The sequence below is a fragment of the Paraburkholderia ultramafica genome, from assembly GCF_902859915.1.
Taxonomy (GTDB): domain Bacteria; phylum Pseudomonadota; class Gammaproteobacteria; order Burkholderiales; family Burkholderiaceae; genus Paraburkholderia; species Paraburkholderia ultramafica.
The window spans coordinates 101,759-127,077 of sequence record NZ_CADIKK010000005.1; the positions used below are offsets into that span (position 1 = coordinate 101,759).

At 62.9% G+C, this 25,319-nt stretch carries 20 protein-coding genes; 5 read left to right on the plus strand and 15 right to left on the minus strand.

What is annotated here, in order from left to right; genetic code table 11:
• The first annotated feature begins 210 nt into the window (after positions 1-210).
• The 3 genes from HV744_RS07035 to HV744_RS37970 are packed head-to-tail and all read left to right on the plus strand — an operon-like array spanning position 211 to position 1,816.
• The gene (locus HV744_RS07035) at positions 211-1,404 is read left to right on the plus strand and encodes a urate hydroxylase PuuD (RefSeq protein WP_175148818.1); all 1,194 of its coding nucleotides are present in this window, start codon (positions 211-213) and stop codon (positions 1,402-1,404) included.
• A gap of 47 nt (positions 1,405-1,451) precedes the next feature.
• A complete protein-coding gene (locus HV744_RS07040) occupies positions 1,452-1,694 on the plus strand; it encodes a helix-turn-helix domain-containing protein (RefSeq protein ID WP_175148819.1) in 243 nt (80 codons plus the stop codon).
• Entirely contained in the window at positions 1,691-1,816 is a 126-nt protein-coding gene (locus HV744_RS37970; protein ID WP_281363631.1) for a hypothetical protein, read from the plus strand. The genes HV744_RS07040 and HV744_RS37970 overlap by 4 nt, the downstream gene beginning before the upstream one ends.
• Positions 1,817-1,910: 94 nt before the next feature.
• Here the strand turns inward: HV744_RS37970 and HV744_RS07045 are convergent, their stop codons facing one another.
• From HV744_RS07045 to HV744_RS07095, 11 genes are all read right to left on the minus strand, one after another.
• Positions 1,911-2,423 (minus strand): ureidoglycolate lyase, encoded by a 513-nt coding sequence (locus HV744_RS07045; protein WP_175148820.1) that lies wholly within the window; start codon positions 2,421-2,423, stop codon positions 1,911-1,913.
• Complete coding sequence (alc, locus tag HV744_RS07050; RefSeq protein ID WP_175148821.1) at positions 2,420-3,433, minus strand: allantoicase; 1,014 nt, start codon at positions 3,431-3,433, stop codon at positions 2,420-2,422. Before alc ends, HV744_RS07045 begins: the two co-directional genes overlap by 4 nt.
• Positions 3,434-3,505: 72 nt before the next feature.
• Entirely contained in the window at positions 3,506-4,027 is a 522-nt protein-coding gene (uraD, locus tag HV744_RS07055; protein WP_175148822.1) for a 2-oxo-4-hydroxy-4-carboxy-5-ureidoimidazoline decarboxylase, read from the minus strand.
• A complete protein-coding gene (gene puuE, locus HV744_RS07060) occupies positions 4,024-4,974 on the minus strand; it encodes an allantoinase PuuE (RefSeq protein ID WP_175148823.1) in 951 nt (316 codons plus the stop codon). Before puuE ends, uraD begins: the two co-directional genes overlap by 4 nt.
• Positions 4,975-5,239: 265 nt before the next feature.
• A complete protein-coding gene (locus tag HV744_RS07065) occupies positions 5,240-6,085 on the minus strand; it encodes an aspartate/glutamate racemase family protein (RefSeq protein WP_175148824.1) in 846 nt (281 codons plus the stop codon).
• 79 nt (positions 6,086-6,164) lie between these two features.
• The gene (locus tag HV744_RS07070; protein ID WP_175148825.1) at positions 6,165-7,646 is read right to left on the minus strand and encodes an NCS1 family nucleobase:cation symporter-1; all 1,482 of its coding nucleotides are present in this window, start codon (positions 7,644-7,646) and stop codon (positions 6,165-6,167) included.
• Between the two features lie 339 nt (positions 7,647-7,985).
• Positions 7,986-8,726: a GntR family transcriptional regulator gene (locus tag HV744_RS07075; protein WP_175148826.1), complete on the minus strand. Its 741-nt coding sequence runs from the start codon at positions 8,724-8,726 to the stop codon at positions 7,986-7,988.
• 310 nt (positions 8,727-9,036) lie between these two features.
• On the minus strand, positions 9,037-9,963 hold the full coding sequence (gene ldcA / locus HV744_RS07080) for a muramoyltetrapeptide carboxypeptidase (RefSeq protein ID WP_175148827.1): 927 nt from the start codon (positions 9,961-9,963) through the stop codon (positions 9,037-9,039).
• Between the two features lie 27 nt (positions 9,964-9,990).
• Positions 9,991-10,737 (minus strand): tRNA adenosine(34) deaminase TadA, encoded by a 747-nt coding sequence (gene tadA / locus HV744_RS07085; protein ID WP_175148828.1) that lies wholly within the window; start codon positions 10,735-10,737, stop codon positions 9,991-9,993.
• The gene (locus HV744_RS07090; RefSeq protein ID WP_175148829.1) at positions 10,734-11,135 is read right to left on the minus strand and encodes a DnaJ family domain-containing protein; all 402 of its coding nucleotides are present in this window, start codon (positions 11,133-11,135) and stop codon (positions 10,734-10,736) included. Before HV744_RS07090 ends, tadA begins: the two co-directional genes overlap by 4 nt.
• Positions 11,136-11,646: 511 nt before the next feature.
• Positions 11,647-12,252 (minus strand): 2'-5' RNA ligase family protein, encoded by a 606-nt coding sequence (locus tag HV744_RS07095; RefSeq protein WP_175148830.1) that lies wholly within the window; start codon positions 12,250-12,252, stop codon positions 11,647-11,649.
• A gap of 159 nt (positions 12,253-12,411) precedes the next feature.
• Here HV744_RS07095 and HV744_RS07100 point away from each other — a divergent pair, with 159 nt between their 5' ends.
• Both HV744_RS07100 and HV744_RS07105 read left to right on the plus strand, forming a co-directional pair.
• Positions 12,412-13,341, plus strand: coding sequence for a hypothetical protein (locus HV744_RS07100; RefSeq protein WP_175148831.1), 930 nt, complete (start codon positions 12,412-12,414; stop codon positions 13,339-13,341).
• Positions 13,342-13,560: 219 nt separating this feature from the next.
• Positions 13,561-15,522, plus strand: a complete 1,962-nt coding sequence (locus tag HV744_RS07105) for an alpha-galactosidase (protein WP_175148832.1) — start codon at positions 13,561-13,563, stop codon at positions 15,520-15,522.
• Positions 15,523-15,566: 44 nt separating this feature from the next.
• Here HV744_RS07105 and HV744_RS07110 read toward each other — a convergent pair whose 3' ends face one another.
• The 4 genes from HV744_RS07110 to HV744_RS07125 all read right to left on the minus strand — a co-directional run bounded on the left by HV744_RS07110 (position 15,567) and on the right by HV744_RS07125 (position 24,632).
• On the minus strand, positions 15,567-17,531 hold the full coding sequence (locus tag HV744_RS07110; protein WP_175148833.1) for a beta-galactosidase: 1,965 nt from the start codon (positions 17,529-17,531) through the stop codon (positions 15,567-15,569).
• A gap of 109 nt (positions 17,532-17,640) precedes the next feature.
• Positions 17,641-19,731, minus strand: coding sequence for a glycogen debranching protein GlgX (gene glgX, locus HV744_RS07115; RefSeq protein ID WP_175148834.1), 2,091 nt, complete (start codon positions 19,729-19,731; stop codon positions 17,641-17,643).
• A complete protein-coding gene (locus HV744_RS07120) occupies positions 19,718-22,216 on the minus strand; it encodes a glycogen/starch/alpha-glucan phosphorylase (protein WP_175148835.1) in 2,499 nt (832 codons plus the stop codon). Before HV744_RS07120 ends, glgX begins: the two co-directional genes overlap by 14 nt.
• A gap of 19 nt (positions 22,217-22,235) precedes the next feature.
• Complete coding sequence (locus tag HV744_RS07125) at positions 22,236-24,632, minus strand: phosphoketolase family protein (RefSeq protein ID WP_175148836.1); 2,397 nt, start codon at positions 24,630-24,632, stop codon at positions 22,236-22,238.
• Between the last annotated feature and the right edge of the window lie 687 nt (positions 24,633-25,319).

A 25,319-nucleotide genomic window follows, 5' to 3' on the forward strand; every position in this document is an offset into this window, starting at 1 on the left:
GCATCTGCGCAATGCAATCGACCGCGCCCGGCCTGAACCGACCCGAACCTGAGACCCATTAAAAAAACGACGCGGGGCGAACTGAGCGCGCCGCGTCTTCGACCCCGCAGTCAGCGCGGTGACGCGGTGCCAGCCCGAGACCCGTCAGCCGGGTCCACCGAGGCGCCGAACGTCATCGCGCGTACAACGAATCAGAAGTGGAGGAGTTTCATGGAAGGCTTTATCACCGACTGGCTGAACCTGGCGATTCGCTGGTTCCACGTCATCGCCGCGATTGCATGGATCGGCGAGTCGTTCTATTTCGTCGCGCTCGACAACAGCCTGAAACCGCCGCAGGATCCGAACCAGCGCAGGCGCGGCGTGTTCGGCGAGCTGTGGCACGTGCACGGCGGCGGCTTCTACAACATGCAGAAGTACACCGTCGCGCCGCCGGAAATGCCGGAAGATCTGCACTGGTCGAAGTGGCCGTCGTACACCACGTGGCTGTCGGGCTTCGGTCTGTTTACCGTGCTGTACCTGTTCTCGCCGACCACCTATCTGATCGACAAGAACGTGCTAGACATGGGTCCGGTGGTCGCCGTCGCGTCGGCGCTCGGCTTCCTCGCGGCCGGCTGGATCGTGTACGACTCGTTGTGCCGCATCCTCGGCAATAAAGACAAGGTGCTCGGCATCTGCGTCGGCGTGTACGTGCTGATCGCGGCGTGGCTCGCATGCCATATCTTCGCGGGCCGTGCGGCTTATCTGATCATGGGCGCGATGCTTGCGACGATCATGTCGGCCAACGTGTTCTTCGTGATCATTCCGGGCCAGCGCAAGATGGTCGACGCGATGCTCAAGGGTGACACGCCGAACCCGATCTACGGCAAGCGCGGCAAGCAACGCTCGGTGCACAACACGTATTTCACGTTGCCGGTGGTGTTCGCGATGCTGTCGAACCACTACGCGATGACCTACACGCACCCGTACAACTGGGCCGTACTCCTGATCATCATGCTGGCCGGCGCGCTGATTCGCCAGTTCTTCGTGATGCGCCACCGTGGCCAGGTGTTGTGGTATCTGCCGCTGGTCGGCATCGTACTGATGTTCGGCGCGCTCTTCTGGACCATGCCGAAGCCGATCGTGCCGCAAGCGCAAGCCGCGAACGCGCCGACGGTCAAGCTGGCCGACATCGCGCCGGTGCTGCAACAGCGCTGCGTGGCTTGCCACTCCGCGCATCCGACGATGATGGGCAGCGCGCCGGCCGGCGTGCTGCTGGATACGCCCGATGAGATCTCGCAGAACGCGCAGCGCATCTATCAGCAGGCGGTGACGTTGAAGGCGATGCCGCTCGGCAACGTCACGCATATGACCGACGACGAACGGATGAAGATCGCCGCCTGGTTCGAAGGTGGCGCGGCGAAGTAAGTGTGCTGGCCGGACGTGATGTCCGGCTTTCCGATTGACGAAGCAACATGAAGCGGGCTTTTCGCGCGAGCGACAGCAAGCTGTCGCAAGAGGAGTTGGCGCGCCGCGCAGGTGTCGCGCGCACCACCGTCGCACGCATGGAAACGCTCGCCAAAAACGATATGAGCGTGTCCGTGCTCGTGCGCCTGCTCGAAGCGGCGGGCTACGACCTCAAGTTCGTCGCGCATGGACATGGGCGCACGCTCGAAGACATCCTCGCTGAACAACGCAGCCCGGACGCGAACCCATGAGACTCGACGTCCAGGTACTGGGCAAGAACGTCGCCACGCTGTTTCGCGAGCGCGACGACTACGTCCTCAAATACAACGGCAACGCAAGTACCGTTTCGCGTTGCCCTTTAGTTGCCCCTTAATAAGGTCCGTTCGACAATGCAAAAAGCCCACAGCATTTCCGCTGTGAGCTTTTTTGCTCATCAACCCGGGCTTGCTACGCCGAAGCAGCCAACCTCAAACAGCCACCGCGCTCAACGCATCTTCCGTGAGCCACAACGACTCGGCCAGATCCAGTTCATTCAGGTTGAGCCCGTCGCCGCCACGATCGACGACGATAAAGTCGCTCACATCGCCCAATGCGATCAGCGGATGGTGCCACACGCCCTTCGCATAATTGACGCCCTGCCAGCCGCTCGTCACGAACGCGCGAATCTTCGACGCATCCAGCTCGCCCGCCGGCGCCACCACGACCAGATACGGCTTGTCGTTCAGCGGCACGAACGCCTGGCTGCCGAGCGGATGACGTTCGAGCATCTTTACCTCGAACGGCAGCGTGCGCGGTTGCCCGCGAAACAGGTTCACGAGCGTGCGGCCGTTCTCGTCGGTCACATCCACTTTCGCGAGATCGTGATAGCGGATCGTCGTGCCGAGGTTGATCGGAATCTGCTTCGCGCCTTCGAGTTCGATCACGTCGCCGTACGCGGCGAACGCTTCCTTCGTCAATGGTTCGATAGCGAGCGTTTTCATGATGCGAGCGTGCCCCACAGACGCAGACGCGACACGCCGCCGTCCGGAATGATGTTGAAACGAACGTGCGTGACCGGGCCGAGCGCCGCGATCTCGCTTTCGAAGTAGTGCTGCTCGTCCATTTGCAGCTTCTGTTCGCCCAGCAGCACCGGCCAGAACATCGCTTGCGTGACCAGCGAGCTGTCGGTGCCGCCCGTCACATACGCGGCCTGAATCGAACAGCGATCCGGAAAGTTGCCCTTGAAGTGCGCCGTATCGACTTCGATCTTCCTGATCACGCCCGGTTGCGCCAGCGCGACGATCGCCCAGTCGTTGCCCGGCTCGCGACGGCGGCGCGTTTCCCAACCGTCGCCCATGTTCACGCCGCGGCCCGGCATCAGGATCGTCGACGCCGCGCCGAAGTGCTGATTGTTCGCCGCGACCAGATACGCGCCGTTTTCCATCGCGGCCAGATCGAACTGTTCGGTGCGGCTCGCGCCGGCCCAGTCAACTTGCGGCTGACCGTACACGCGCAAACGCGCGATGCCGCCGTCCGGATAGATGTTCACGCGCAAGTGCGTGTACGCGTTCGCGTCGCTGACTTCATGATAGTGGTGGCTATTGCCCTGCAACGTGGCCGACGGAACGATCTCGGTCCATTGCGTCGACTGGTTCGGCGTGCCGTCCACCACGCGCGCGGCTTCCACCGACGCGGCCGGCGGAAAGTTGCCGGTGAAATGGCTGGTGTCGAGGTCGAGCCCCTTGATCACGCCCGCACGCGCCAGCTTCACGACACACCAGTCATAACCGGTGGCGCGCTTGCGGCGGGTTTCCCAGCCGTCCATCCACTTGCCGTTGTCGTCGTACTTGCCGGGAATGAAGACGGCCGGCTCCGGATTCAGCATGCGTTCCTTCGGAGCGAAGAAATCATCGCTGGCCTCGAGCGCCTGCGCGCCCAGACGCGGGTCCGCCAGGTTCACATAACGGCGCGTGAATTCCGGTGCGTTGGGGTCGAGAATCGGGAGTGCCATGTTTGTCGTCCTTAATATGTGTTGGTGCTGAAAATACGTTTCGGTTCGAGGTCCGCGACGCGTGGCTTGAGCCTACGCGTCGATCAGGTCGTCGAGCCGCAAACGTGCGATGCGATAGATCTGATCGAGGCTCGCGCGCAATTCGTCGGCGCGGCTATTGTTCACCCGCGCCTCGAAGTTCGCGATGATGCCGTGACGGTCGTAGCCGCGCACCGCGAGGATGAACGGAAAGCCAAACTTGGCGCGATACGCGCTGTTCAGCGCAAGCAGCTTGTCGAACTCTTGCTGCGTGCACTGCGCGAGGCCCGCGCCGCTCTGCTCGCGCGTCGATTCGGCGGTCAGTTCACCGCGCACCGCGGCCTTGCCGGCGAGTTCCGGGTGGGCGTTGATCAGCGCCAGTTGCTTCTCTTCGCCGGCTGTTTCGACGATGCCCGACATCTTGCGATGCAGCTCGTCGATGCTCGCGAACGGCCGTTGCTGCGCGGCGACTTCCGCCACCCACGGCGAGTGCTCGAAAATGCCCGACAGCGCTGCGACGAACGCGTCGGTCGAGATACTGTTGAGTTGGTCCAGAGTGTATTGCATCGCCTTCATGCCGCTGCCCCGCGGTTGTTTTGCTGGTAAGGGTGATGTTCGCGCCAGTGCCGCGCGATATCGACGCGCCGCGTCACCCACACGCGATCGTGCTGTTCGATATGGTCGAGAAAACGTTGCAGTGCCCGCAAGCGCCCCGGGCGTCCGAGCAGGCGGCAGTGCATGCCGATCGACAGCATCTTCGGCGCTACGTCGCCTTCTTCGTAGAGCACGTCGAAGGCGTCGCGCAGATAGGTGAAGAAGTGGTCCGCGGTATTGAAGCCTTGCGGGCTGGCAAAGCGCATGTCGTTGGTGTCGAGCGTGTACGGCACGATCAGTTGCGGCACTTTCGCGCCGCCCGTGACGTCGACGTCCATCCAGAACGGCAGGTCGTCGCCGTAGTAATCCGAGTCGTACAGGAAGCCGCCGTATTCGGCGACCAGACGATGCGTGTTGGGGCTGTCGCGGCCCGTGTACCAGCCAAGCGGCCGCTCGCCCGTCACGCGTTCGATCGCTTCCATGCCGAGACGCATGTGCTCCGCCTCTTGCTCCGGCGACACGTCCTGATAGTGAATCCAGCGATAGCCGTGGCACGCGATCTCATGCCCGAGTTCGACGAACGCGCGTGCCAGTTCCGGATGCCGTTCGATAGCCATGCCGACGCCGAACACCGTGAGCGGCAGGCTGCGTTTTTCGAATTCGCGCAGGATGCGCCACACGCCCGCGCGCGAACCGTATTCGTAGATCGACTCCATGCTCATGTGGCGAGCCGGAAAGGACGCCGCGCCGACGATCTCCGACAGAAACTGCTCCGAGCCGGGGTCTCCATGCAGCACGCAATTTTCACCGCCCTCTTCGTAGTTCAGGACGAATTGCACCGCGACTCGCGCTCGCCCCGGCCAGTTTGCCTGCACCGGGTGGCGGCCGTAGCCGATCAGATCGCGTGGGTAGTTCGGGTCGAGTGGCATGGTTTGACGGATGCGTAGTGACGGTACGTAAAGTTCGCGAGGCGCTCACGCGGCGGGCACGTGGGCATCGCGTGGGCCTGCTTGCGGGGTGCCTGTGAGTCACGCCGGCGCGGATGCAAACACAGCGGAATCAGCGGTAAAAAAGCCCTTCTGGCACCCGCGCCGAGTTGGACCAGTGTAGCGAAAACGTCCGGGTGCGCCCATACACCGGGCCAGATAGTGCGTGTCAGACTGAATGTATGTGCTGCTCCCGGTTTTCTAGTGTTTACCCGCAGCAGATCCGCGGCTTAGCGCTTTCAGTGCTCTCGTCGTTTTGCTGCGCAAGCGCGGAAGAAACGCCGGTGGAGCCACGCGGCGGCTGCGGATTCAGAGCGGCCCCGCTCGGGCTGAAGGCGGCCAGCGCGCCGTCGTAGCGCTTGGCCAGCGGCCGCGCGTAGTCGCCGCGCTTGGCGGTCGACAGGCGCAGTGCAACCAGCGCCTCGGTCCACTTCACGGCCGCCGTCACACCCTCGATCACCGGCGCGCCCAACGCGTCTTCGATCTCCGCGCACAACTCGGCCATCCCCGCGCAACCGAGCACGATCGCGTCCGACCCGTCCTCGGCCAGCGCGCGCCGGCATTCGTCGAGGATGATGCGGCGCGCCGCCGAGCCGGGCTTGTCGAGATCGAGCACCGCGACGTCGGTCGCGCGGACGTTGCGGCAAAAGCGCTTCATGCCGTAGCGCTCGGCGAGATGCCACGCCATGCCGCACGTGCGCGCGAGCGTCGTCACCACCGAGAAGCCCGGCGCCAGCACGCTCGCCGCGTGCATCGCCGCTTCCGCGATGCCGATCACCGGGCCGCGCGCCAGTTCGCGCGCGGCGTACAGACCGGGATCGCCGAAACAGGCGATCACATAACCGTCGCAGCCTGCGCGCTCGCCCGCGGCGACCTCGGCCAGCAAGCCCGGCGTGGCGAGCGCTTCGTCGTAATAGCCCTCGATCGACGGCGGCCCCATGGTCGGATTCACTGCGATCACCTCGGTGCCGGGTGCCGCGACGTCGCGCGCGCAGCGGCCCATCGCCTCGGTCATACGTTGGGTCGTGTTGGGGTTGATCAGTTTGATGCGCATATCGACTCCTGTTGCGGCGCCCTGAATGAAGTCCTCTTCGGGGACGCCTCGAAGGAAGTCCCCTGGGGCACCGGGAAACTCAGCGTGCAAGAACGCGATAGAACAGCGCACCCAGCCCCGCGCCGATGAACCACGAGAAATTCGCCATACCGTCGAGCCCCGGCGTCATCACGCAGATCACGGCGATCAGCGCGGCCGGCAGCAACGCGGCCACGGCCCGGTAGTTGACGCCGTTGCGATACCAGTACGAGCCAGTCGGCGCCACCGTGTACAGATCGTCGAGCACGATCTTCTGACGCTTCACGAGATAGTAGTCAACGATCAGGACCCCGTACAAAGGTCCGATGAAGCTGCCGAGCACGTCGAGCGTGTAATGGATCACGGCCGGGTTGTTGAACAGATTCCACGGCGTGATGAAGATCGATGCCACCGCCGCGAGCATCCCGCCCGCACGCCAGCTGATCAGGCGCGGCGCGACGTTCGAGAAGTCGAAGGCCGGCGACACGAAATTGGCCACGATGTTGATGCCGATCGTCGCGATCGTGAAGGTCAGCGCGCCGAGGATCACCGCGGTCGGATAGTCGATATGGCCGACCGTTTCGACCGGGTCCGTAATCAGCTCGCCGAACACCGGCAGCGTGGCCGCGGTCGTGATCACCGTCACCAGCGAGAAGGCGAGAAAGTTGACCGGCAGTCCCCAGAAGTTGCCGCGCTTCACGCTGCGAAAGCTTTTGCCATAGCGCGAAAAGTCGCCGAAATTCAGCATTGGACCAGAGAAGTACGACACCACCAGCGAGATCGCCGTGATCATCACCGGCACCACCTGCATGCCGTGATATTTGACGCCGCCCAGGTTGATGCCGATGTTGCGCCACCCCGCGCGATACACCATGTAGCCGGCAAGAATGAACATCACCACGTAGACGGCGGGACCGGCGAAGTCGATGAACTTCTTGATCGTCTCCATGCCGTGCCAGAACACCAGCGCCTGCAACACCCACAGCAGCATGAAGCCGACCCAGCCGAGCGTCGACAGGCCCATGAAGCCATGATGATGAACGTCGGCATACGGCAGCAACGCGGGGATGAACTTGAGCACCACGATCACCAGCGCGCTCGACGCCAGATAGGTCTGAATGCCGTACCACGCGACCGCAATCAGGCCGCGAATCACCGCGGGAATATTCGCGCCGAGCACGCCGAAGGTTGCGCGGCACGCCACCGGATAAGGCACGCCGTTCGTCTGACTCGGCTTGGCGATCAGGTTGCACAGCAGGTTGACGATCGTGATGCCGACCAGCAGCGCGACCAGCACCTGCCAGCTCGTCAGGCCGAGCGCGAACAGACTGCCCGCGAACACATAGCCGCCGACGCTGTGCACGTCCGACATCCAGAACGCGAAGATGTTGTACGCGCCCCAGGTTTGATGGCGCAGCGGCGCGAGGTCCGCGTTGTAGAGCCGCTCGCTGTAGCCAGCCGGCAGCGACGGATCGGCGGACGCGCCGTCGTCGGCGTACGTGGAAATGGTGGGACTGCCTGGCGCTGCACTGAACTGAGCCATGATTCCTCCTTGAGATTGGGACCATCGATAACCGCATCGACGGACGTTGCATCGGCCATGCCAGTCGCGCCCTCCTCGCCCGCCCTGGGGTGAAGAAGTCGGCGCGATCTGTGCGGGCCGTGCCGCGGGTGTCTCCGTACTGAAGTACTTGTGGTTATCGCATCGCCAGCCGCCGCGGATTCCCGGCGATGCGTCGCTGCTCGAAATCCGTCGTGTAGCGGCGGACACGCGTGCGCAAGCCGGCAGCGCTCACGCCAAGCCGCCCTGCAACGCCTGATTCGGTTCAGTTCAATTCAGTGCGGCGCGCACCGCCAACGGGCGCGCGCCTTGCTGCTTGCCTCAGCCCGGTGTGGAGCTGGCTTTGGAGGCATCCTTCGGCGCCACGCTCAGCGCGCCGAACACTTCATGCAGGTCCGCCGCGCCACGTGCGGGACGCTCCAGCATCTTCAACTCGACGCTTTGCAGATGGCGCGACATCAGTGCCGCCGCCTCTTTTGCATCGCCGGCGTCGAGCGCGGCGAGAATCGCTGCATGGTCTTCGAACGAGCAAGGGCTCTTTCCGAGCGACTCGTACAGCGCGGAGATCAGCGTCGAGCGCGCGACCAGCCCGTTCAGGCAGTCGCACAGTACGGCGTTGCCGGTGAGTCCGGCCAACTCGGTATGGAACTCGCCCGACAGGCGAATCCACGCCGGGAAATCACGTGTTTCGAACGCTTTGCGTTCACGGCCGATCATGCTGCCGATGCTATTCAAACGCCGCATGCCATGACCGTTGCAAATCTTTTCGACCACCGCGAGTTCAATGATCCGGCGCATTTCGAACACCTCATGCACTTCCTGCAGCGACGGACTCGCGACGAACGCACCGCGATTCGGTTCGAGGTCAACGAGGCGGTCGGTCGCCAGTTGCGCGAGCGCCTGCCGGATCGGGCCGCGCTTCACGCCGAATACTTCGCACAACTGCGCTTCGGTCAGCTTGGCGCCGGGTGCGAGCCGATGCTCGAGGATTGCGGCGCGGATGCGCTCGGCAATCGCTTCGGGTTTCGAACTGTTCGCGGCGGCGGAGTCTGTGTCGGACATGATCTGCGTCTCGGTATGTTGGTCATCATAGGATGGACACAAAGATTGTCAACAATTTTTATCTCGAATATCGACAATCTTCAAGATGGGGTTGGGCTACAGGTTAAGCGGTAGGCGCCACCAGCAAGGCGTGGCTTCAATAGCAGTTTAATTAGGTGACGTGGAGACTGTCTATTGCAGGCGTGTTTTGTCAACAAAACGTGAGACATTCACGGGACGGACTGCTCGCGGTGAGAAGTGAATTACTGACCGTTAGTTGCGTTATTTAGGCAAAAAGAGAGCGGGCAACCGCCCGCTTCGCTCCGTCAGCTCAGCCGAGACACGGATAGCCCGCCAGCATCAGCTTGAACCCGTGCGCATCGGCGACGAGATGCGCGTCCGCACCCACCGGCAAGGTCAGCATGTTGCGGACATGCCCGAATTGCAGACCCGTGACGATCGGAATGCCGATCAACGACCTCACCTGCTCGATCATCGCGTGCAGGTCGTAGCCGTTGTCGTAGTCGTACGGTTTGCTGCCTGAGAAGTCGCCCAGCACGAGAGCCTGCTGCTGCGCGAGGATGCCGGCCAGGTGCAGTTGATAAATCATCCGCTCCACCCGAAACGGCTGCTCGTTGACGTCCTCGATAAACAGGATGCCGCCCTGCACCGGCGGCATATACGGCGTGCCGATCAGCGACGCCAGCACCGCCAGATTGCCGCCCCACAGCATGCCCGACACGTCGACCGAATGCGCTTGCGGCGTGTTGCTCGTCACCGTCATGGTCGGCTTCGTCAGCGCCGACCAGAAGTGGTGCATCGTGAATTCGCTGAGATCCTCCGCGCCGAAGTCGCTCACCAGCATCGGGCCGCCGAACGTTTTGACGCCGGCACGCGCCAGCAGCGCGAGCTGGATCGCGGTGAAGTCGCTATGCCCGACCAGCGCGACCGGCTGATCGGTCAGCCGCCGTTGCAGCCCTTCATAGTCGAGCCCGTGCAGGATGCGCACCGCGCCATAACCGCCGCGCACGGCCAGCACCACGTCGGGCAGCTCACGCGAGGGATCGGCGAGCCGGTTCAGATCTGCCGCGCGCTCGCCGTCGGTGCCGGCGAAGCGCTGATAGCGGCGCGTCGCCGCCTCCTCGCCGCCGACGCGGTGCCCCTGCGCATGCAGGCGATGCAGCGCGCGATGCAGCGCCTCCGAGTCATGCGGATACCCGGACGGCGCGATCAGTTCGAAGTTGCGATGAACGGTCATTGGCAAGACCTGTTGGACGTAGTTGTTTTAGAGCGGCTCAGCGGGAGCCGGCTCTCCGGCTGCCTCGGCACCTGCTTCGCCACGTGCCGCCGCGCGCGCAGCGCGGCTCGCGCGACGCCGTCCGGCGAAGAACGACTTGAGCGCGGCGCTGCATTCGGCTTCGAGCACCCCGCCGCTCACCGTGGTGTGATGATTCAACTGCGGATTCGCGAACGCATCGACGACGCTGCCGCATGCGCCGGTTTTCGGATCGCGCGCGCCGAACACGACGCGGGCGATCCGGGCGTGCATGATCGCGCCCGCGCACATCAGGCACGGCTCGAGCGTCACGTAGAGTTCGCAGCCCGGCAGACGATAGTTCTCGACGGCTTGCGCGGCGGCGCGCAACGCGACCATTTCCGCATGCGCGGACGGGTCGTGCGCGCCGATCGGATGATTGAAACCGCTGGCGATGACTTCGTCGCCCCGCACGAGCACTGCGCCGACCGGCACTTCGCCGGCTGCGCGCGCTTCTTCGGCGGCGGCCTGGGCCAGCGCCATGAAGCGGCGATCGCGATCGGAGACGACGGCTGGTGCAGATGGATCGACGGGCATGGAAGCGCTGGTCGCCGTGGCGGCGGCCGCGCCGCAATCTGTCAGCGACGATCCGGCAGCTTCGGCGCAGGGAGACTCCAATCCGCCTGGCGAAGCAGGCAGTGCCGGCACATTCGGCGCGTCGCCGGATTCTATCGACGCCGGCTCTGACGCGGCGCAGCGGACAAGCGGCTCGCTCACCGCGAACCCACGTCTGCCGTGTCGAGGCCGCCGACGCGCTCCGACAGCCGCTCGGCAATGCGCCGGCAATATTCGCGCGGCAAAACCAGTGGGCCGCCGCGCAGCGATTCGAGTGCCATGTCGAGCGCCAGCATGCGCGCCTGCAGACGGCAACGGGTAGCCTGGTCGCTCACGGCATTCAGCTCCGTTTGCAGGTCACGCAATGCGCGCAACTGCTCGACAGCGGGCGGCACGAAGCCCGCATTCTTTAAAATCCGGTTGGCGACGCGCACTTCTTCCGGGACCAGTGCATCGTCGTCCAGGGGCAGCGGCGCGCCCGCGCTCGGCAAGTCGTCGAATTCACCGCGCGCGGCTGCGGCGGCAATACGCTGTTCGACAAGCGCATCAAGCAATTTCATCGGCAATCCACTACGTTGCGGCTCAAGCATTCTATCAGGGAGCGCACGACCGTTCCGATTGTCCGGCTGGCAAATCTTGCCACTTTTCAGATTTTGCGTATTTGGGGGCGCATGAGTGTGGGCTAGAGTGAGAGATTCGCCCGAGCGGCGCGTTTCGCCGCGACAGAACCGCCAAAAAGTCTTCCAGCAGGCGACCCCGCTCGTGCCCCTGCTCTTCGCTCCCCGAGGTCCCTGACGCTATGCGATCCGGAATGATCGACCCACGATTCAACCGCCCCGTCGCGACATCCGCCGCGTGCCCTGCGCGGCCGTGCAAGCGCCTATTCCGACCATGGCTGCGCGCGACCCTGGCAGCCACGATCATGTCGATGGCGCTGTCCGGTTGCGGCGTATTTTGCGGTGGCGCCGGTGGAAGCGGCGGCGGCTTTGCCGCCGGTTGCGGGACGGGTGTGCGGTTTTGATCCGACGCCCATTGGCATGGGCGTCACCCACGCTCGACGCGCGCCGCAGGTCATGACTCGCCACCCACTAGCGGCCAGCGCGCCAGCGCAACATGCCGGGTACGCCCAAGCAAACTGTGCATCAACGCAAACTCCCGCACGTTCCAGCACACCGGTTCAACGGGGCGTACGGCGGCCCAAGGCATGCCATACGCCAACGTGACATGCGGCGTATAAGGCGCGGCGATTGAACCTGCGCGATCGCCCAGACCAGCGTCTTGCAACGCATGTCCCAGCGCGCCGTGAAGCGCATGAAGACCCTCGACGCCGTCGCCCCCGCTCAACACCATGGGCCCCGGCCGCGGTTTCGACGCAAAGCTGACGACCGAGTCGAATTCGACTGTGAATGGCGCCATGCTGATCGACGCGGCCGCCCGCATCGCGGCCTCGACTCGATCGCGCGGCAAGCCGCCCGCGAAATTCCCGAGGTGCAGCAAGGTGACGTGCAAGCGGCCAGCCGCGAGCGGTTTGCTACGGGCGCGCGTTGCCCCGCAAAGCTGTTGGGCAAGCTTCGAGATGCTGGTCGCCGTGTGGGTATCCGGGAAGACGGCGAAAAACAGGCCGTCTGTCGGCGTTGGCGGCGCTTCGAGCCCGGGCAGCCAGAGTTGTTCAGGCATGTTGTTCCTGACCGGGTAAAGCCGGCATGTAGATGGATCTCCGTTCACGGTGCGCACTCGCCCGCGAGTCTGATCGTTTCAGACGACACATTGTGAGAGGCTCTGCGGTTTAGGTATGCTTCAAGGTAGATGCCAACAATCTGAGGCGGGAGCACGGAAATGACCGCGCTTGCTGAAAGCATCGGCAATAACAGGCCACGCAAATCGAAACTGATATTAGCCATCCTGACCATGTGCTGCCTGTGCCACGGCCTGCTCGCGCGGGCGGCGGACGATGCTGCGAGCTTGCGCGAAAAATACCAGAGCCTCACGCAACAGCTCAAACATAATCAGTTCCAGCGTCCGCTGTATCTTGAATCGGCGGAGTCACCGTCCGCGCTCAAGGGCGACATTTACGCCGTGGTGGACTACCCGTTCGCTACGGTCAGCGGCGCGCTCGATGACCCCGCGCACGGCCCTGCCAACTGGTGCGATGTGCTGATACTGCACCTCAATACCAAGTATTGTCATGCGTCAACCAGCGCCAACGGCGACATGCTGAGCGTGAATATTGGCAAAAAGGTCGAACAGAAACTCGCGGACACCTACCGCGTGCAATTCAATTACCGCGCGGCAGCCACAAGCCTGGAATACTTCCAGGTGGACCTCGACGCCGACCGCGGTCCGCTGAGCACCAAGGACTACCGTATCGTGCTCGAAGCGGTCGGCATCGATGCCAACCGGACCTTTCTGCACCTGACCTACTCGTACGGCTACGGCATGGCGGGGCGCATCGCCATGAAAACCTATCTGGCGACCATTGGCAGCGATAAGGTCGGTTTTACCACCGCCGGAGGCCCGTCGTCCGGGCAGGCTGAATACATCGGCGGAGTTCGCGGCCTGGTGGAACGCAATACCATGCGCTACTACCTGGCGATAGACTCGTATCTTGGCGCGCTGTCCAGCCCGGCCGCCAGGCGTCTGGAGCAACGCCTCACCAACTGGTTCAATGCAACTGAACAGTATCCGCGACAGCTGCATGAGGTCAGCCGGCAGGAATATCTCCAGATGAAATACAAGGAGTACGAACGCCAGCAGACGGAACAATAGGCAGGTGGCACACCGCGCCGGCACCGCACCATGCCGGCGGCCTGTTTCTCGAGCCGAGCCGAGCCGGGCGCGCTAACGCGATGCGACCCGGGTTCACACGCCATCTACAGGCGCGCACATGACTGCGACAGTGCCTTCTACGACCTGAAAGAATGCACTCGCTGAATCCGCCCGAAGTACTCTATGGATCAGGCACCCGCCTCATCCTGGGCTTCTTCCATGCACGGCAAAGAAATTGTGTCCACGCATCCGGGCATGCCCGCGTTCCAGACGAACGGTGACTGGCATTCTTTCGGTAACGCGGCGATCGCCTTGAACTGGACTGTCAGGCATCAGCATCTGGCTGATTTCGTCCTGACCGACCGGGTGCACGCGCGCACGCTGCAGGTTACCGCGCCGTTTGCGCTATCGCTGGCCGCTGGTCGCACAATGGGCATTGCCGACCTGAAGCTGCTGGCGCCGCTGCGCGAAGAAATGCTGACGGTCAATCCCACGGCGTCCCGCCTGGCCGACCGGATCGCAGGCAGACGCGTGCGTGCCATCCTCGGTGACGAGCAGGATCGCCTGCGGGTGGAGTGGAGCGTGGAGCAACGCGAAGGCTCGCAGTACTTGCGCCTGCAAGTGGCGATTACCGCACTCAGCAAGGACGAGCACATTGCCACCGTTGCACTGTTGGAGACGCAGGCGCCCGGTGCGCAAACTTGCGGCGAGTTCAAGGGAACACCTGTGATCGCGGGCAACGTCTATTTCGGTTTCGAGCTCCCGTTGTCGGAAAGCCAGGTACGCGGCGACACCGTCAGGTTCATCCTGTCGCAAGCCCTGCCGCTGGGAAAGGGCAAGACCAGCGTCTTCCCGGCGGTGGCGGGTGTAGCGCGCGACGGCCAGCTACGCCGCGATTTCGCGGCCTATCTCGAACGCGAACGAGCCCATCCTTACCGCCCGTTCCTGAACTACAACTGTTGGTACGACATCGGTTACCTCGCGCCGTACACGCAGCGGCAAGCGCTCGAACGCATCGACGACATTGGCCGCGAACTGTACGACAAGCGCGGCGTACAACTCGACTCCTTCCTGTTCGATGACGGTTGGGACGACTACAGCGGCAGTTGGTATTTCGGCAAGGATTTTCCGCATGGATTCATACCGCTGCGCGACGCCGCCACCCGATACGGCGCGGCGCCAGGCGTATGGCTATCACCGTGGGGCGGCTATGGCTCGACGCGGCAGGAGCGCGTGACACGGGGTCGTGCCGCAGGATACGAGATCATCGATGGTTGCTTCGCGCTGTCCGGGCCGAAATACTATCGACGCTTCCATGAGGCCGTGATGGAACTGCTCACGCAGCACGGCATCAATCAGTTCAAATTCGATGGCCTCGGCAATGCCGGCAAGGTGGTCCCGGGCAGCCGCTTCAGCAGCGACTGGGACGCGGCGATCCAACTGATCGAGGACATGCGCGAGGCCAGGCCCGATATCTTCATCAACCTGACCGTCGGCACCTATCCGTCGCCATTCTGGCTGCGCTACGCCGACTCGATCTGGCGCGGTGGCAAGGATGATGACCTGGAAGGCGTCGGCAGTAACCGCGAGCGCTGGATTACCTATCGCGACGCACAGACCTACCGCAACGTCGTAGTCAGGAGTCCGCTGTTTCCGCTCAACTCGCTGATGCTCCACGGCATCATCTACGCGCAGTGCAACGATCGGTTGAACACAGCTCAAGGCCAGGACTTCGCCAATGAAGTGCATTCGTACTTCGGCAGCGGCGCACAACTGCAGGAGCTGTACATCACGCCGTCGCTGCTGGGCCACGGCGACTGGGACGTCCTCGCCGAGTCCGCCCGATGGACCCGGGCGAACGCCGACGTGCTGCGCGACAGCCACTGGATCGGCGGTGCGCCGGACAGACTCGAGGTGTACGGCTGGGCTGCATGGTCGCCGGTCAAGGCGATCATCACGCTGCGCAATCCCGACAGCCGGACGCAGCGCTTCGTGCTCGATTTGCGGCGGCAATTGGAGTTGCCAGCCGACGCGGCGGGACGATTTCAGACGCGCAGCTTATGGCACGGCCATGCCTCGCATTTTCCGCCGGTGCTGGACGCAGGCCGACCGCACGCTATCCCACTCGCGCCCTTCGAAGTGCTCACGCTGGAACTGGTGCCGGTCGATGGCGAAGGGTAATCGAAGTGATCGCGGATTTCTCGCTAATGGCTTCCGGTGCCTCTTTACGATAGCGTGCGCGCAAGTTCAACCGGTTTCGCCTGCACCCGGTGCAAATCGAAGATGAGGATCTCGTTGTCACCCGGCCTCAGCCAGGGAGCAGGACAGTACAAGCGCTTTTGCGGACCGATATTCCAGTAGCGCCCCAGATTGTGCCCGTTAACCCAGACCACGCCTTTGGTCCAGTGACGCATGTCGAGATAGGTATCGCCGACGGTGTCCAACGCCAGGATCGCCTTGAAAAACAGTCCGGGCTTACGCGGGTTCGCGCAGACGCTGCGCAGGTTCGCGATAAATGCGCTATCCATCGGCAGCAGGAAGACTTCCCACTGGGTGAGCGGGTCGCTCGCACCTCCCGCATCCTGCAGCGTGACCGGTTCGAGAATGCCTTTGCGGTCGATCATCGCGTGGCCATAGTTGACGCGCCCCATGCCCTCGACGAGGATATCCAATGCGACGTCGCCGTCCGTCGGCGACGACACGTGCGCCAGCGTCAGCGGTGCGTGGTGCGTGACATGCAGCGGCTGCGCACAGTGCTCAGGCATCAAAGCTCTCGACACTGCGCCTACGTATTGCTCGCCGATGAAAACGGTGGCGTAATCGTGGACATTCCTGAGATCCAGCACGCCACCGCGAAAGCCCTGCAGCTTCTTGCGATACAGCGCCAAACCAGACGCCTGGCCGTACCGTTCGAACGGCTGTGGGTGCACGGTTTGCTCGGCCGGCAGCGCGGCCGGCAGGTTGTCCCAGATGGACGCGCAAAGTTCCGGCATCAAGGCCTGCCCTCCTTTGCGGCTGATCGTCGGGACAGGTTCGGGTATATCGGGCAGCGGCGTCGGGAGATAACGGGCGATGACGCTGCGGTACTGCATGTACTTCGGTGTCGCCACGCCCTGCTCGCTGATGGGTGCTGCGTAATCGTAACTGGTAATGTCGGGTTGATATTCGCCTGAATCCGCATCCACGTTGGCGCCGGCATAGAAGCCGAAACTGGTGCCGCCGTGAATGACATAGAGGTTGAACGACAGCTTCAGCTGCATGAGCACGTCTAGCGTGCTGGAAATATCGACGGCCGTACCTTTGAGCGTTTCGTCACCCCAATGGGTGAGCCACCCTGGATACACCTCACCGGCCATCGCCGGAACGGCTGGAAATTCCCGCCGGACGGCCGCGATTTGCTCGGCATCGCCATTGCTCAATGCAATCGCGCCGCCCATGACGTTGGTGCGATTCTGTTCGAGCTGCCTGATGCCATCTTCGGTATAGAACGGCCCCCGTATCCCTTCCTGAAGCCAGAGCTGCCGTATCTCTTCGAGGTAAGCCGGGTTGCTGGCGTACGAGCCGAATTCATTCTCGATCTGAATCATCAGGATCGGTCCGCCGTTACTCGCCAGCAGTGGTTGGATGCGTGGCCCCAGTTCCCTGATGTAGCGCGCCACCGCCGACATGTAGCGAGGATCGTGAGCGGAGTCGGTCCTGAGTTGAATGTCCGGATAGCTCAACAGGTACGACGGAATACCGCCTAGATCCCATTCGCCGCAGATATAGGGCCCCGGCCGCAGCAACACCCACATCTTCTCCTGCTGGCACAGCCGAATGAATGCTTCGATGTCGCGGTTCCCCGTGCGGAAATCGAACATACCCGGACTCGTTTCGTGGTAGTTCCACATGACGTAGAGGGCGATGCAGTTCATCCCCATCGCTCTCGCCATCAGAATGCGATGCTGCCAGTATTCGGCCGGGATACGGGCGGGATGCATTTCGCCGCTACGAATCTGGAATGGCTCGCCGTCGAGCAGGAAGCTTTCGCCATCCTGGCTGAAAGAAAAAGACCGTGCGCTTTTGACCGTCGAAGCTGGGATGCCGACTGCGGAAGCTTCGGGTAGGCTGCTCTCCGGGTCATTGCCGGCATCGCGTACCAACCTGACTGGCAGGGGCGCGGTGAATGCCGGGGATTCTCGTGTGGCCATGGGTTGCGTCTCCCAAGATGCTATCGAGCCGTGCTGAACGGAGAACGGATCCGCGCATGGCCTCTCGACTGCGACGCCCGCTTGCGCGGCGACGCCGCTGCCAGCCCGTTCAGATTGCTTCGAGGACCACGACGCTGCGCGCCTCGGCACGACACTCTCCGGACTCGATCGTAGCCTGCTGCACGACAGGAACGATGTCATGAGGACTATCCCGCGCCGTGTCGACGATCCGGCGCCAGCGTCGCCCGTTGAGCACGGGTAAGTCAAGCTGGCGCGCGCAATCGTCCATGTTCAGAACCACGTGCAACGCAGGCTCCCCACGCACTTCGCCGCCGAGCGTGAAGACCAGCAACCGCGTACCCGGATCATGCCAGCCGGGCTCGTTCAGGCGTTCGCCGTGCCAGACCACATCCGGCTGCGTTTGGCCGGACGACGGCCGGCCAGTGAGGAAACGTCGCCGGTGCAGACTGGCGTGGCGCTTGCGCAGCGCAATCAGCTCACGCACGAAACGCGGCATGCCCGAGGCCGCGTCCGTCAAGCGCCAGTCGATCCAGGAGAGCGCGTTGTTCTGGCAATAGCAGTTGTTGTTGCCGCGCTGGCTGCGCAGCATTTCGTCGCCAGCCAGGATCATGGGCACGCCCTGGCTCAGAAACAGGATGGCCATCAGGTTGCGCGCCTGCCGACGACGCAGGCGAAGAATTTCCGCGTCGTCCGTTTCGCCTTCGGCACCGCAGTTCCATGACAGGTTGTCGTTGCTGCCATCGCGGTTCTCCTCGCCGTTGGCCTCGTTGTGCTTTTCGTTGTAGCTCACGAGATCGTTCAACGTGAAACCGTCATGGCAGGTGACGAAGTTGACGCTGTTGGCCGGCAACCTGCCATTGTCCGCATACAGGTCCGAGCTCCCCGCGATGCAGGTGGCAAGCTCGCCGACGATTCCGGGGTCACCGCGCACGAAGCGGCGGATCGCGTCCCGGTAGCGGCCGTTCCATTCGGCCCAGGCCATGCCTGGGAAAGCGCCGACGTGATAGAGCCCGCCTGCATCCCACGCTTCGGCGATCAGCGGCACGTGCGAGAGTATCCGCGAAGACTCGATTGCCCAAGGCAGCGGCGGATCGCTCATGAGATCGCCACGCTGATCGCGCGCGAAGACGCTGGCCAGATCAAAGCGGAAGCCGTCCACACCCAGTTCTTCCACCCAGTATTCGAGGCACCGGACAATGAACGCCGTCACCAGAGGGTGATTGCAATTGACGGTGTTGCCGCAGCCGGTGTAGTCCCGGTAGCGGCGCCGGTCGCCGATGTCCAGGTGATAGAAGATGTCATTCGCGAGGCCCTTGAAATTGATTACCGGCCCGGATGCGCCCCCTTCCGCCGTGTGGTTAAAGACCACGTCGAGCAACACGCCAATGCCCGCGCCATGCAGTGCGTCCGTGAGCGCGCGGAATTCCCGGGGAGCGCGTGCCGGCTCGACGCAATAGCGGGGATGCGGGCTGTAGTAGCTGTGCGTGCTGTAACCCCAGTAGTTGGTCAGCCCTTTGGCTGCGGCCGCCGGCGCAACATCCTGCTCGTCGAAGGCCATCACCGGGAGAAGCTCGACGTGGGTCACACCCAGCTGTTCGAGGTAGGGAATCTTCTCGATCAAGCCGGCAAAGGTTCCGGGATACCTCACACCACTCGACCGATCGCGGGTGAAGCCGCCAACATGCAGTTCATAGACGACTGCGTCGTCCAGCCCGCGGAAAACCCGTGGACCGCACGCGGATACAGGCTCCGCCACAATTGCGCGGTGCGACGCGTGGCCGGCTTCGAATGGTTCGGCGGCACCAGGACGCTTCCACAGGTTGTCGCACACCGCACGCGCATACGGGTCGAGGAGCTCCCTGCGCGGATCGAACGCGTAGCCCGTGTGTTCCGTGTCCTGAGGTCCGTCAACGCGCCATGTGTAGCAGGTGTGCAATGGCAGGCCCACCATCAGCACATGCCAGTAAAAGAACGTCCGGTTGCATTCGGGCTTCAGCGCGATGACCTGAAACGGCTCAGGGCTGCCCGGGGTGGCGTACAAGAGGAGTTCCACCCGTGTGGCGTGGCGGGCGAAGACGCAAAAGTTGATGCCTCCCGGCACCACCGTGGCACCCGGTGGGAACCGCGATCCGGGTCCGACCGAATAGCCCGGGGCCTGGCCAGGCTCAGCGTTGCTCAAGGGGGATTCTCACCGGGCGGATCTTCCAGATCTGCTCGCAGTACTCGCCGATTGCGCGGTCCGACGAGAACTTGCCCGCGCGTGCAGTGTTGAGGATGGACATACGGGTCCAGCGGCGCGCGTCCTGCCATGCGGCGCTCACGCGTTCCTGGCACGCGACGTAGTCAGCGTAGTCGGCTAGCACGAGGAACGGATCGGCTTGCAGCAGGTTGTCCACCAGCGGCCGGAACATCTCGCGGTCGCCACGCGAGAATTGGCCGTCGGCGATCAGCTTCAGCACGTCACGCAATTCGGCGTTCCCGTTCGCATAGTCTGCAGGGCGATAGCCGTCGCGCTTGACGCGTTCGACCTGATCCGCATTCAGACCGAAAAGAAAGAAATTCTCCTCGCCAGCTTCCTCGCGGATCTCGACGTTGGCGCCATCCAGCGTGCCGATTGTCAACGCACCGTTCATCATGAACTTCATGTTGCCGGTGCCCGATGCCTCCTTGCCGGCCGTCGAGATCTGCTCGGAGAGGTCCGCCGCCGGATAGATGAAGTGAGCGTTCTTGACGTTGAAGTCGGGAATGAACACGACTTTCAGTCGATCGTTCACCGCGGAGTCGTTGTTGACCACTTCGGCCACGCCATTGATCAGGCGGATGATCAGCTTGGCCATCGCGTAGCCCGGTGCCGCCTTGCCGCCGAACACGAAGCAACGGGGCGCGTGCGTCAGTTGGGGATTGTTCCGCAGGCGTTGATAGAGGCCGATGATGAAGAGCGCGTTCAGGTGCTGGCGCTTGTACTCGTGGATCCGCTTGACCTGAATGTCGAACAGCGCGCCGGGGTCGACGACGATGCCCATCGCGCTGCGGATACGCGCCGCCAGCGCTTCCTTGTTCGATAGTTTGACGCGCCGCCACCGCTCCTGGAAGGCTGCATCGTCGGCATGCGCTTCGAGTCCATGAAGCCGTGTGAGGTCGGCAATCCAATCCTTCCCGACTGTTTCGTCCAGCAGCCGCGCGAGCTCCGGATTGCAAAGCAGCATGAAGCGGCGTGGCGTGACGCCGTTGGTGACGTTGTAAAAGCGCTCGGGCCAGAGCTCGGCAAAGTCTCGCAGCACGGTCTGCTTAAGGAGTGCGGAATGCAGCGCGGCCACGCCGTTCACCGCATGGCTGCCGACGCTCGCCAGGTGGGCCATGCGCACGAGCTTCTCGCCGCGCTCGTCGATCAGCGACATTCGCGCGGCGCGCGCCTCGTCGCCGGCGTAGCGTTGCCGGACCTCGTCGAGAAACCGGCGGTTGATCTCGACAATGATCTCCAGCAGACGCGGCAGCAGGCTTTGAAAGAGTGGCAGCCCCCAGGTCTCGAGTGCTTCGGGCAGCAGCGTATGGTTGGTATAGGCCAGCGTGCGCCGGGTGATCTCCCAGGCGTCGTCCCAAGGCAGTTGCCGCTCGTCCACCAGCAGCCGCATCAGCTCGGCGACAGCAATGGATGGATGAGTGTCGTTCAGTTGCGCCGCGAACATGTCCGCGAAGCGGCTCGTCGTCTCGCCCTTGAGATCGAGCAGGCGCAGCATGTCCTGCAGCGAGCACGAGACGAAGAAGTATTGCTGCGCAAGGCGCAGGCGCTTGCCCGCTTCCGGCTCATCATTCGGGTAAAGCACCTTGGAGAGCGTTTCGGAGATCACCTTTTCCTGCACGGCCTGGTAGTAGTCGCCGGCATTGAAGTCTTGCAAATCGAACGACTCGACCGCCTCGCTCTTCCATAGCCTCAACGTGTTGCACGTGTTGACGCGAAAGCCGAGCATCGGGATGTCGCAGGCCACGCCCTTGACCTTGTTCGCCGGGATCCAGCGCACCCGAAGGCGGCCCTGCGCGTCGGTCTGGTGCTCCGTGTGCCCGCCGAAGGCCACATAGTACGTCACGTCCGGGCGCACGATCTCCCACGGGTTGCCCATCTGTAGCCACTTGTCGGTCACTTCCACCTGCCAGGCATCGCGGATCTCCTGATCGAAGATGCCGAACTCGTAGCGGATGCCATAGCCTATCGCCGGTATTTCAAGCGTGGCGAGCGAGTCCAGGTAACAGGCTGCGAGCCGCCCGAGCCCGCCGTTGCCGAGCCCCGGCTCTTCCTCCTGGGCAAGCACAGTGTCGAAGTCTTGACCGAGCGCCTGCATGGCCGCGCGCGCGTTGCCCTCGATGCCCAGGTTGACAAGGTTGTTGCCGAGCTGCGGCCCGATCAGAAACTCAGCGGACAGATAGCAGGCTAGCCTCACCTCGCGTGCGGCATAAGTTTGGACAGTCGCCACCCAGCGTTCCAACATACGGTCGCGCACGCTGTAGGCAAGCGCCATGTACCAGTGGTGCGCAGAGGCAATGGCCGGATAGCGGGCTTGCCGGTAGATAAGGTTATCAACGATGTCGCGTTGCAGCGCGTCGGCATCCATTGCGCTGCGCGCGGGTCCGGCGCTGTGGGACGGGTTGGCGGTGGGGTCGGCGGCCATGGTCTTTTCCCTCCAACACTCAGTCTGGCCAAACCCAGTCGGTAATCTCGGCGCGGTCGATGCCGTGCGTGTGGGCATAGTTCAGGTTGCTGATAATCGCGTTCGTCATGTCTTCCCTGAGATGCGCCGTCCTGCCCTGTAATCGCGGCACGCGATCGAGAACATCGATCACCAGATTGAACCGGTCAACCTGATTCAGGATCGCGAGTTCGAGCGGCGTATTGATGTTGCCCTTCTCCTTGTAACCGCGTACGTGCAGATGCTTGTGATTGCGGAAGCGATAGGCGAGCTTGTGGATCAACCACGGGTAGCCGTGGAAGTTGAAGATCACCGGCTTGTCCACCGTGAACAGACTGTCGAACTCGCGCGCGGTCGAGCCATGCGGGTGCTCGCTCGCCGGCTGCATCCTGAACAGGTCCACCACGTTCACGAAGCGCAGCTTGAGCTCGGGCAAGCGCTCGCGCAAAATGGCCGTCGCCGCCAGCGATTCCTGAGTGGCGACATCGCCACACGAGGCCATCACGACGTCCGGTTCCTCGCCCTCGTCGCTGCTCGCGCGCCGCCAGACGCCCAGACCCTTCGCGCAGTGCACGATCGCTTCGTCTATCGTGGTGAACTGCAGGTGCTTCTGCTTGTCCGCCACGATGACGTTGATGCAGTCGGTCGAGCGCAAACAGTGATCGGCCACCACCAGCAGCGTATTCGCGTCCGGCGGCAGGTAGACGCGCGTGACGGACGGGCTCTTGTTGGTCACGAGGTCGATGAAGCCGGGGTCTTGATGCGAGAAGCCGTTGTGATCCTGCCGCCACACGGTCGACGACAACAGGATGTTCTGCGACGACACCGACGCGCGCCACGGTACATGGTTCTTGCAGATGTCCAGCCATTTCGCATGCTGGTTGAACATCGAATCCACCACATGCGCAAATGCCTCGTACGTATGGAAGAAACCGTGCCGCCCGGAAAGCAGGTAGCCCTCGAGCCATCCCACCAGCGTATGCTCGGAGAGCATTTCCATCACCCGGCCGTCGCGCGTCAATTCCCCGCCGTCCTCGTCTTCGGGCAGCAGGTCGGCCATCCAGATCTTCTTGCTGACCTCGTAGATGGATTGGAGCCGGTTGGAAGCCGTCTCGTCGGGGCCGAACACGCGGAAGGTGGTCATGTTCTCGCGCATGGTGTCGCGCAGGAATTCGCCGAGCGGCCGGGTGTTCTCGTGCAGCACCTTGCCCGCGTGACTGAAGTCGACCGCGTAGGCACGGAAATCGGGCAGCTTCAACTCCCTGCGCAACACTCCGCCGTTGGCATGCGGATTGGCGCTGATGCGCCGTGGTCCCACCGGCGCGAGGGCTCGCAGTTCCGGGATCAACCGCCCGTCGGAATCAAACAGTTCCTCGGCCTTGTAACTGCGCAGCCAGCTTTCCAGAAGCCCGAGGTTCGCAGGATTGTCACGTACGTCGGAGAACGGCACCTGATGCGATCGCCACGAGCCCTCGGCCTTGTGGCCGTTGACCTCTTTGGGTCCGGTCCACCCTTTGGGCGTACGCAGCACGATCATCGGCCAGCGCGGCCGCTCGACCTGGCCGCCAGCGCGCGCCTTGTCATGGATCGCGCGGATCTCCGCAACGACGGCGTCAAGCGTGCTGGCCATCTTCTGGTGCATCTCCGCATGGTCCGACCCTTCGACGAAAAACGGCTTGTAGCCATAGCCCACGAATAGCGCCTCGAGTTCCTCGTGACTGATGCGCGCGAGGACGGTCGGGTTGGCGATCTTGTAGCCATTCAGATTGAGAATCGGCAAGACGGTCCCGTCGCGAGCGGGATTGACGAATTTGTTCGAATGCCAGGCCGTGGCAAGCGGCCCAGTCTCCGCCTCGCCATCGCCGACCACGCACGCAACGATGAGCTCAGGGTTATCGAGCGCGGCGCCGTACGCATGCGACAGGCTGTAGCCCAGTTCGCCGCCCTCATGGATCGAGCCGGGCGTCTCCGGCGTGACATGCGAGCCGATGTGGCCCGGAAACGAAAATTGCTTGAAGAACTTCTGCATGCCTTCTGCATCTTCGCTCTTGTCCGGATACACCTCCGAGTAGGTGCCTTCCAGATAGGCGGGGCCGAGCACGCCGGGGGCGCCATGTCCGGGGCCGGCCATGAAGATCACGTCCAGGTCGTCGCGCTTGATGACCCGGTTCAAATGCGCCCAGACAAACGAAAGCGCCGGACTCGCACCCCAATGCCCGAGCAGACGCTGCTTCACGTGCTCGGCCTTCAGCGGCTCCCGCAGCAACGGGTTGTCAATCAGGTAGATCATGCCGACCGACAGGTAATTGCACGCGCGCCACCAGGCATCAATCAGCCGAAGTTCGTTGGAGTTGAGGGCAGCCTGTTGTGAAGCGCCCGAAGCGGGATGCTTGCCCATAGCGAAGTCTCCTGAACATGCAGCCTCATACGAAGGACTGTGCTGTGCAACTGGCGCGCTGCATCGACGCTTCTCTGGAGTTCTCGGGCCGCGTCGCGCCTGTCGGCGGTCTCTCTACATCCAGATTGCCATGAGCAGCTGAAAGACATTCAACATCGCAGAATACTTTACGAGGTGCAAATTGCAAGTGCGACAGGTACTGCGGCGACATGGCTTGAGGCCCGAAGACAGTCCGGATGATAAGGAATACTTAGTCTGTAAAATAATAAAAGCAGTCGGCCTTAGTCTGCTCAATAGCGCGGTCTTCCATTTGACGTTTTGCGAGTTCCACGCAGTGTCTCGACGTCGGCGAGCAGAATCCGCGCGCAGCGGAAAAATTGTGTTGGTCGTCTTATCCATGGCGCAGCACAGAACGTTTTATTGTTCTTTGACCTTGATGAACTTTTTGTGAACGCGCCAGATCTCCCAGACTGGATGTTTTTTGCGGTGGCCAAGCACGTTCTGGAACGTGGGCAGCAAGCGGATAGCCGGCCGCCTGAATGCAGCAGGACCGTTCAATATGCGTGCCGCGTCAAACGTCAGCGCTCGCGTAGCGACGGCGCACGTTGCGTCATTTGGGCAGCAAATCACAAAGTCGTTGCCTATGATTCAGCTAGGCCGGTTCGAGTACCTCGCAGCGCAGAACCC

What these genes read in the sequence shown, in the direction of transcription:
- HV744_RS07035 (WP_175148818.1), top strand. Translation starts at nt 211, where the DNA reads ATGGAAGGCTTTATCACCGACTGGCTGAACCTGGCGATTCGCTGGTTC.
- HV744_RS07040 (WP_175148819.1), top strand. Translation starts at nt 1,452, where the DNA reads ATGAAGCGGGCTTTTCGCGCGAGCGACAGCAAGCTGTCGCAAGAGGAG.
- HV744_RS37970 (WP_281363631.1), top strand. Translation starts at nt 1,691, where the DNA reads ATGAGACTCGACGTCCAGGTACTGGGCAAGAACGTCGCCACGCTGTTT.
- HV744_RS07045 (WP_175148820.1), bottom strand. Translation starts at nt 2,423, where the DNA reads ATGAAAACGCTCGCTATCGAACCATTGACGAAGGAAGCGTTCGCCGCG.
- alc (WP_175148821.1), bottom strand. Translation starts at nt 3,433, where the DNA reads ATGGCACTCCCGATTCTCGACCCCAACGCACCGGAATTCACGCGCCGT.
- uraD (WP_175148822.1), bottom strand. Translation starts at nt 4,027, where the DNA reads ATGAAGGCGATGCAATACACTCTGGACCAACTCAACAGTATCTCGACC.
- puuE (WP_175148823.1), bottom strand. Translation starts at nt 4,974, where the DNA reads ATGCCACTCGACCCGAACTACCCACGCGATCTGATCGGCTACGGCCGC.
- HV744_RS07065 (WP_175148824.1), bottom strand. Translation starts at nt 6,085, where the DNA reads ATGCGCATCAAACTGATCAACCCCAACACGACCCAACGTATGACCGAG.
- HV744_RS07070 (WP_175148825.1), bottom strand. Translation starts at nt 7,646, where the DNA reads ATGGCTCAGTTCAGTGCAGCGCCAGGCAGTCCCACCATTTCCACGTAC.
- HV744_RS07075 (WP_175148826.1), bottom strand. Translation starts at nt 8,726, where the DNA reads ATGTCCGACACAGACTCCGCCGCCGCGAACAGTTCGAAACCCGAAGCG.
- ldcA (WP_175148827.1), bottom strand. Translation starts at nt 9,963, where the DNA reads ATGACCGTTCATCGCAACTTCGAACTGATCGCGCCGTCCGGGTATCCG.
- HV744_RS07090 (WP_175148829.1), bottom strand. Translation starts at nt 11,135, where the DNA reads ATGAAATTGCTTGATGCGCTTGTCGAACAGCGTATTGCCGCCGCAGCC.
- HV744_RS07095 (WP_175148830.1), bottom strand. Translation starts at nt 12,252, where the DNA reads ATGCCTGAACAACTCTGGCTGCCCGGGCTCGAAGCGCCGCCAACGCCG.
- HV744_RS07100 (WP_175148831.1), top strand. Translation starts at nt 12,412, where the DNA reads ATGACCGCGCTTGCTGAAAGCATCGGCAATAACAGGCCACGCAAATCG.
- HV744_RS07105 (WP_175148832.1), top strand. Translation starts at nt 13,561, where the DNA reads ATGCACGGCAAAGAAATTGTGTCCACGCATCCGGGCATGCCCGCGTTC.
- HV744_RS07110 (WP_175148833.1), bottom strand. Translation starts at nt 17,531, where the DNA reads ATGGCCACACGAGAATCCCCGGCATTCACCGCGCCCCTGCCAGTCAGG.
- HV744_RS07120 (WP_175148835.1), bottom strand. Translation starts at nt 22,216, where the DNA reads ATGGCCGCCGACCCCACCGCCAACCCGTCCCACAGCGCCGGACCCGCG.
- HV744_RS07125 (WP_175148836.1), bottom strand. Translation starts at nt 24,632, where the DNA reads ATGGGCAAGCATCCCGCTTCGGGCGCTTCACAACAGGCTGCCCTCAAC.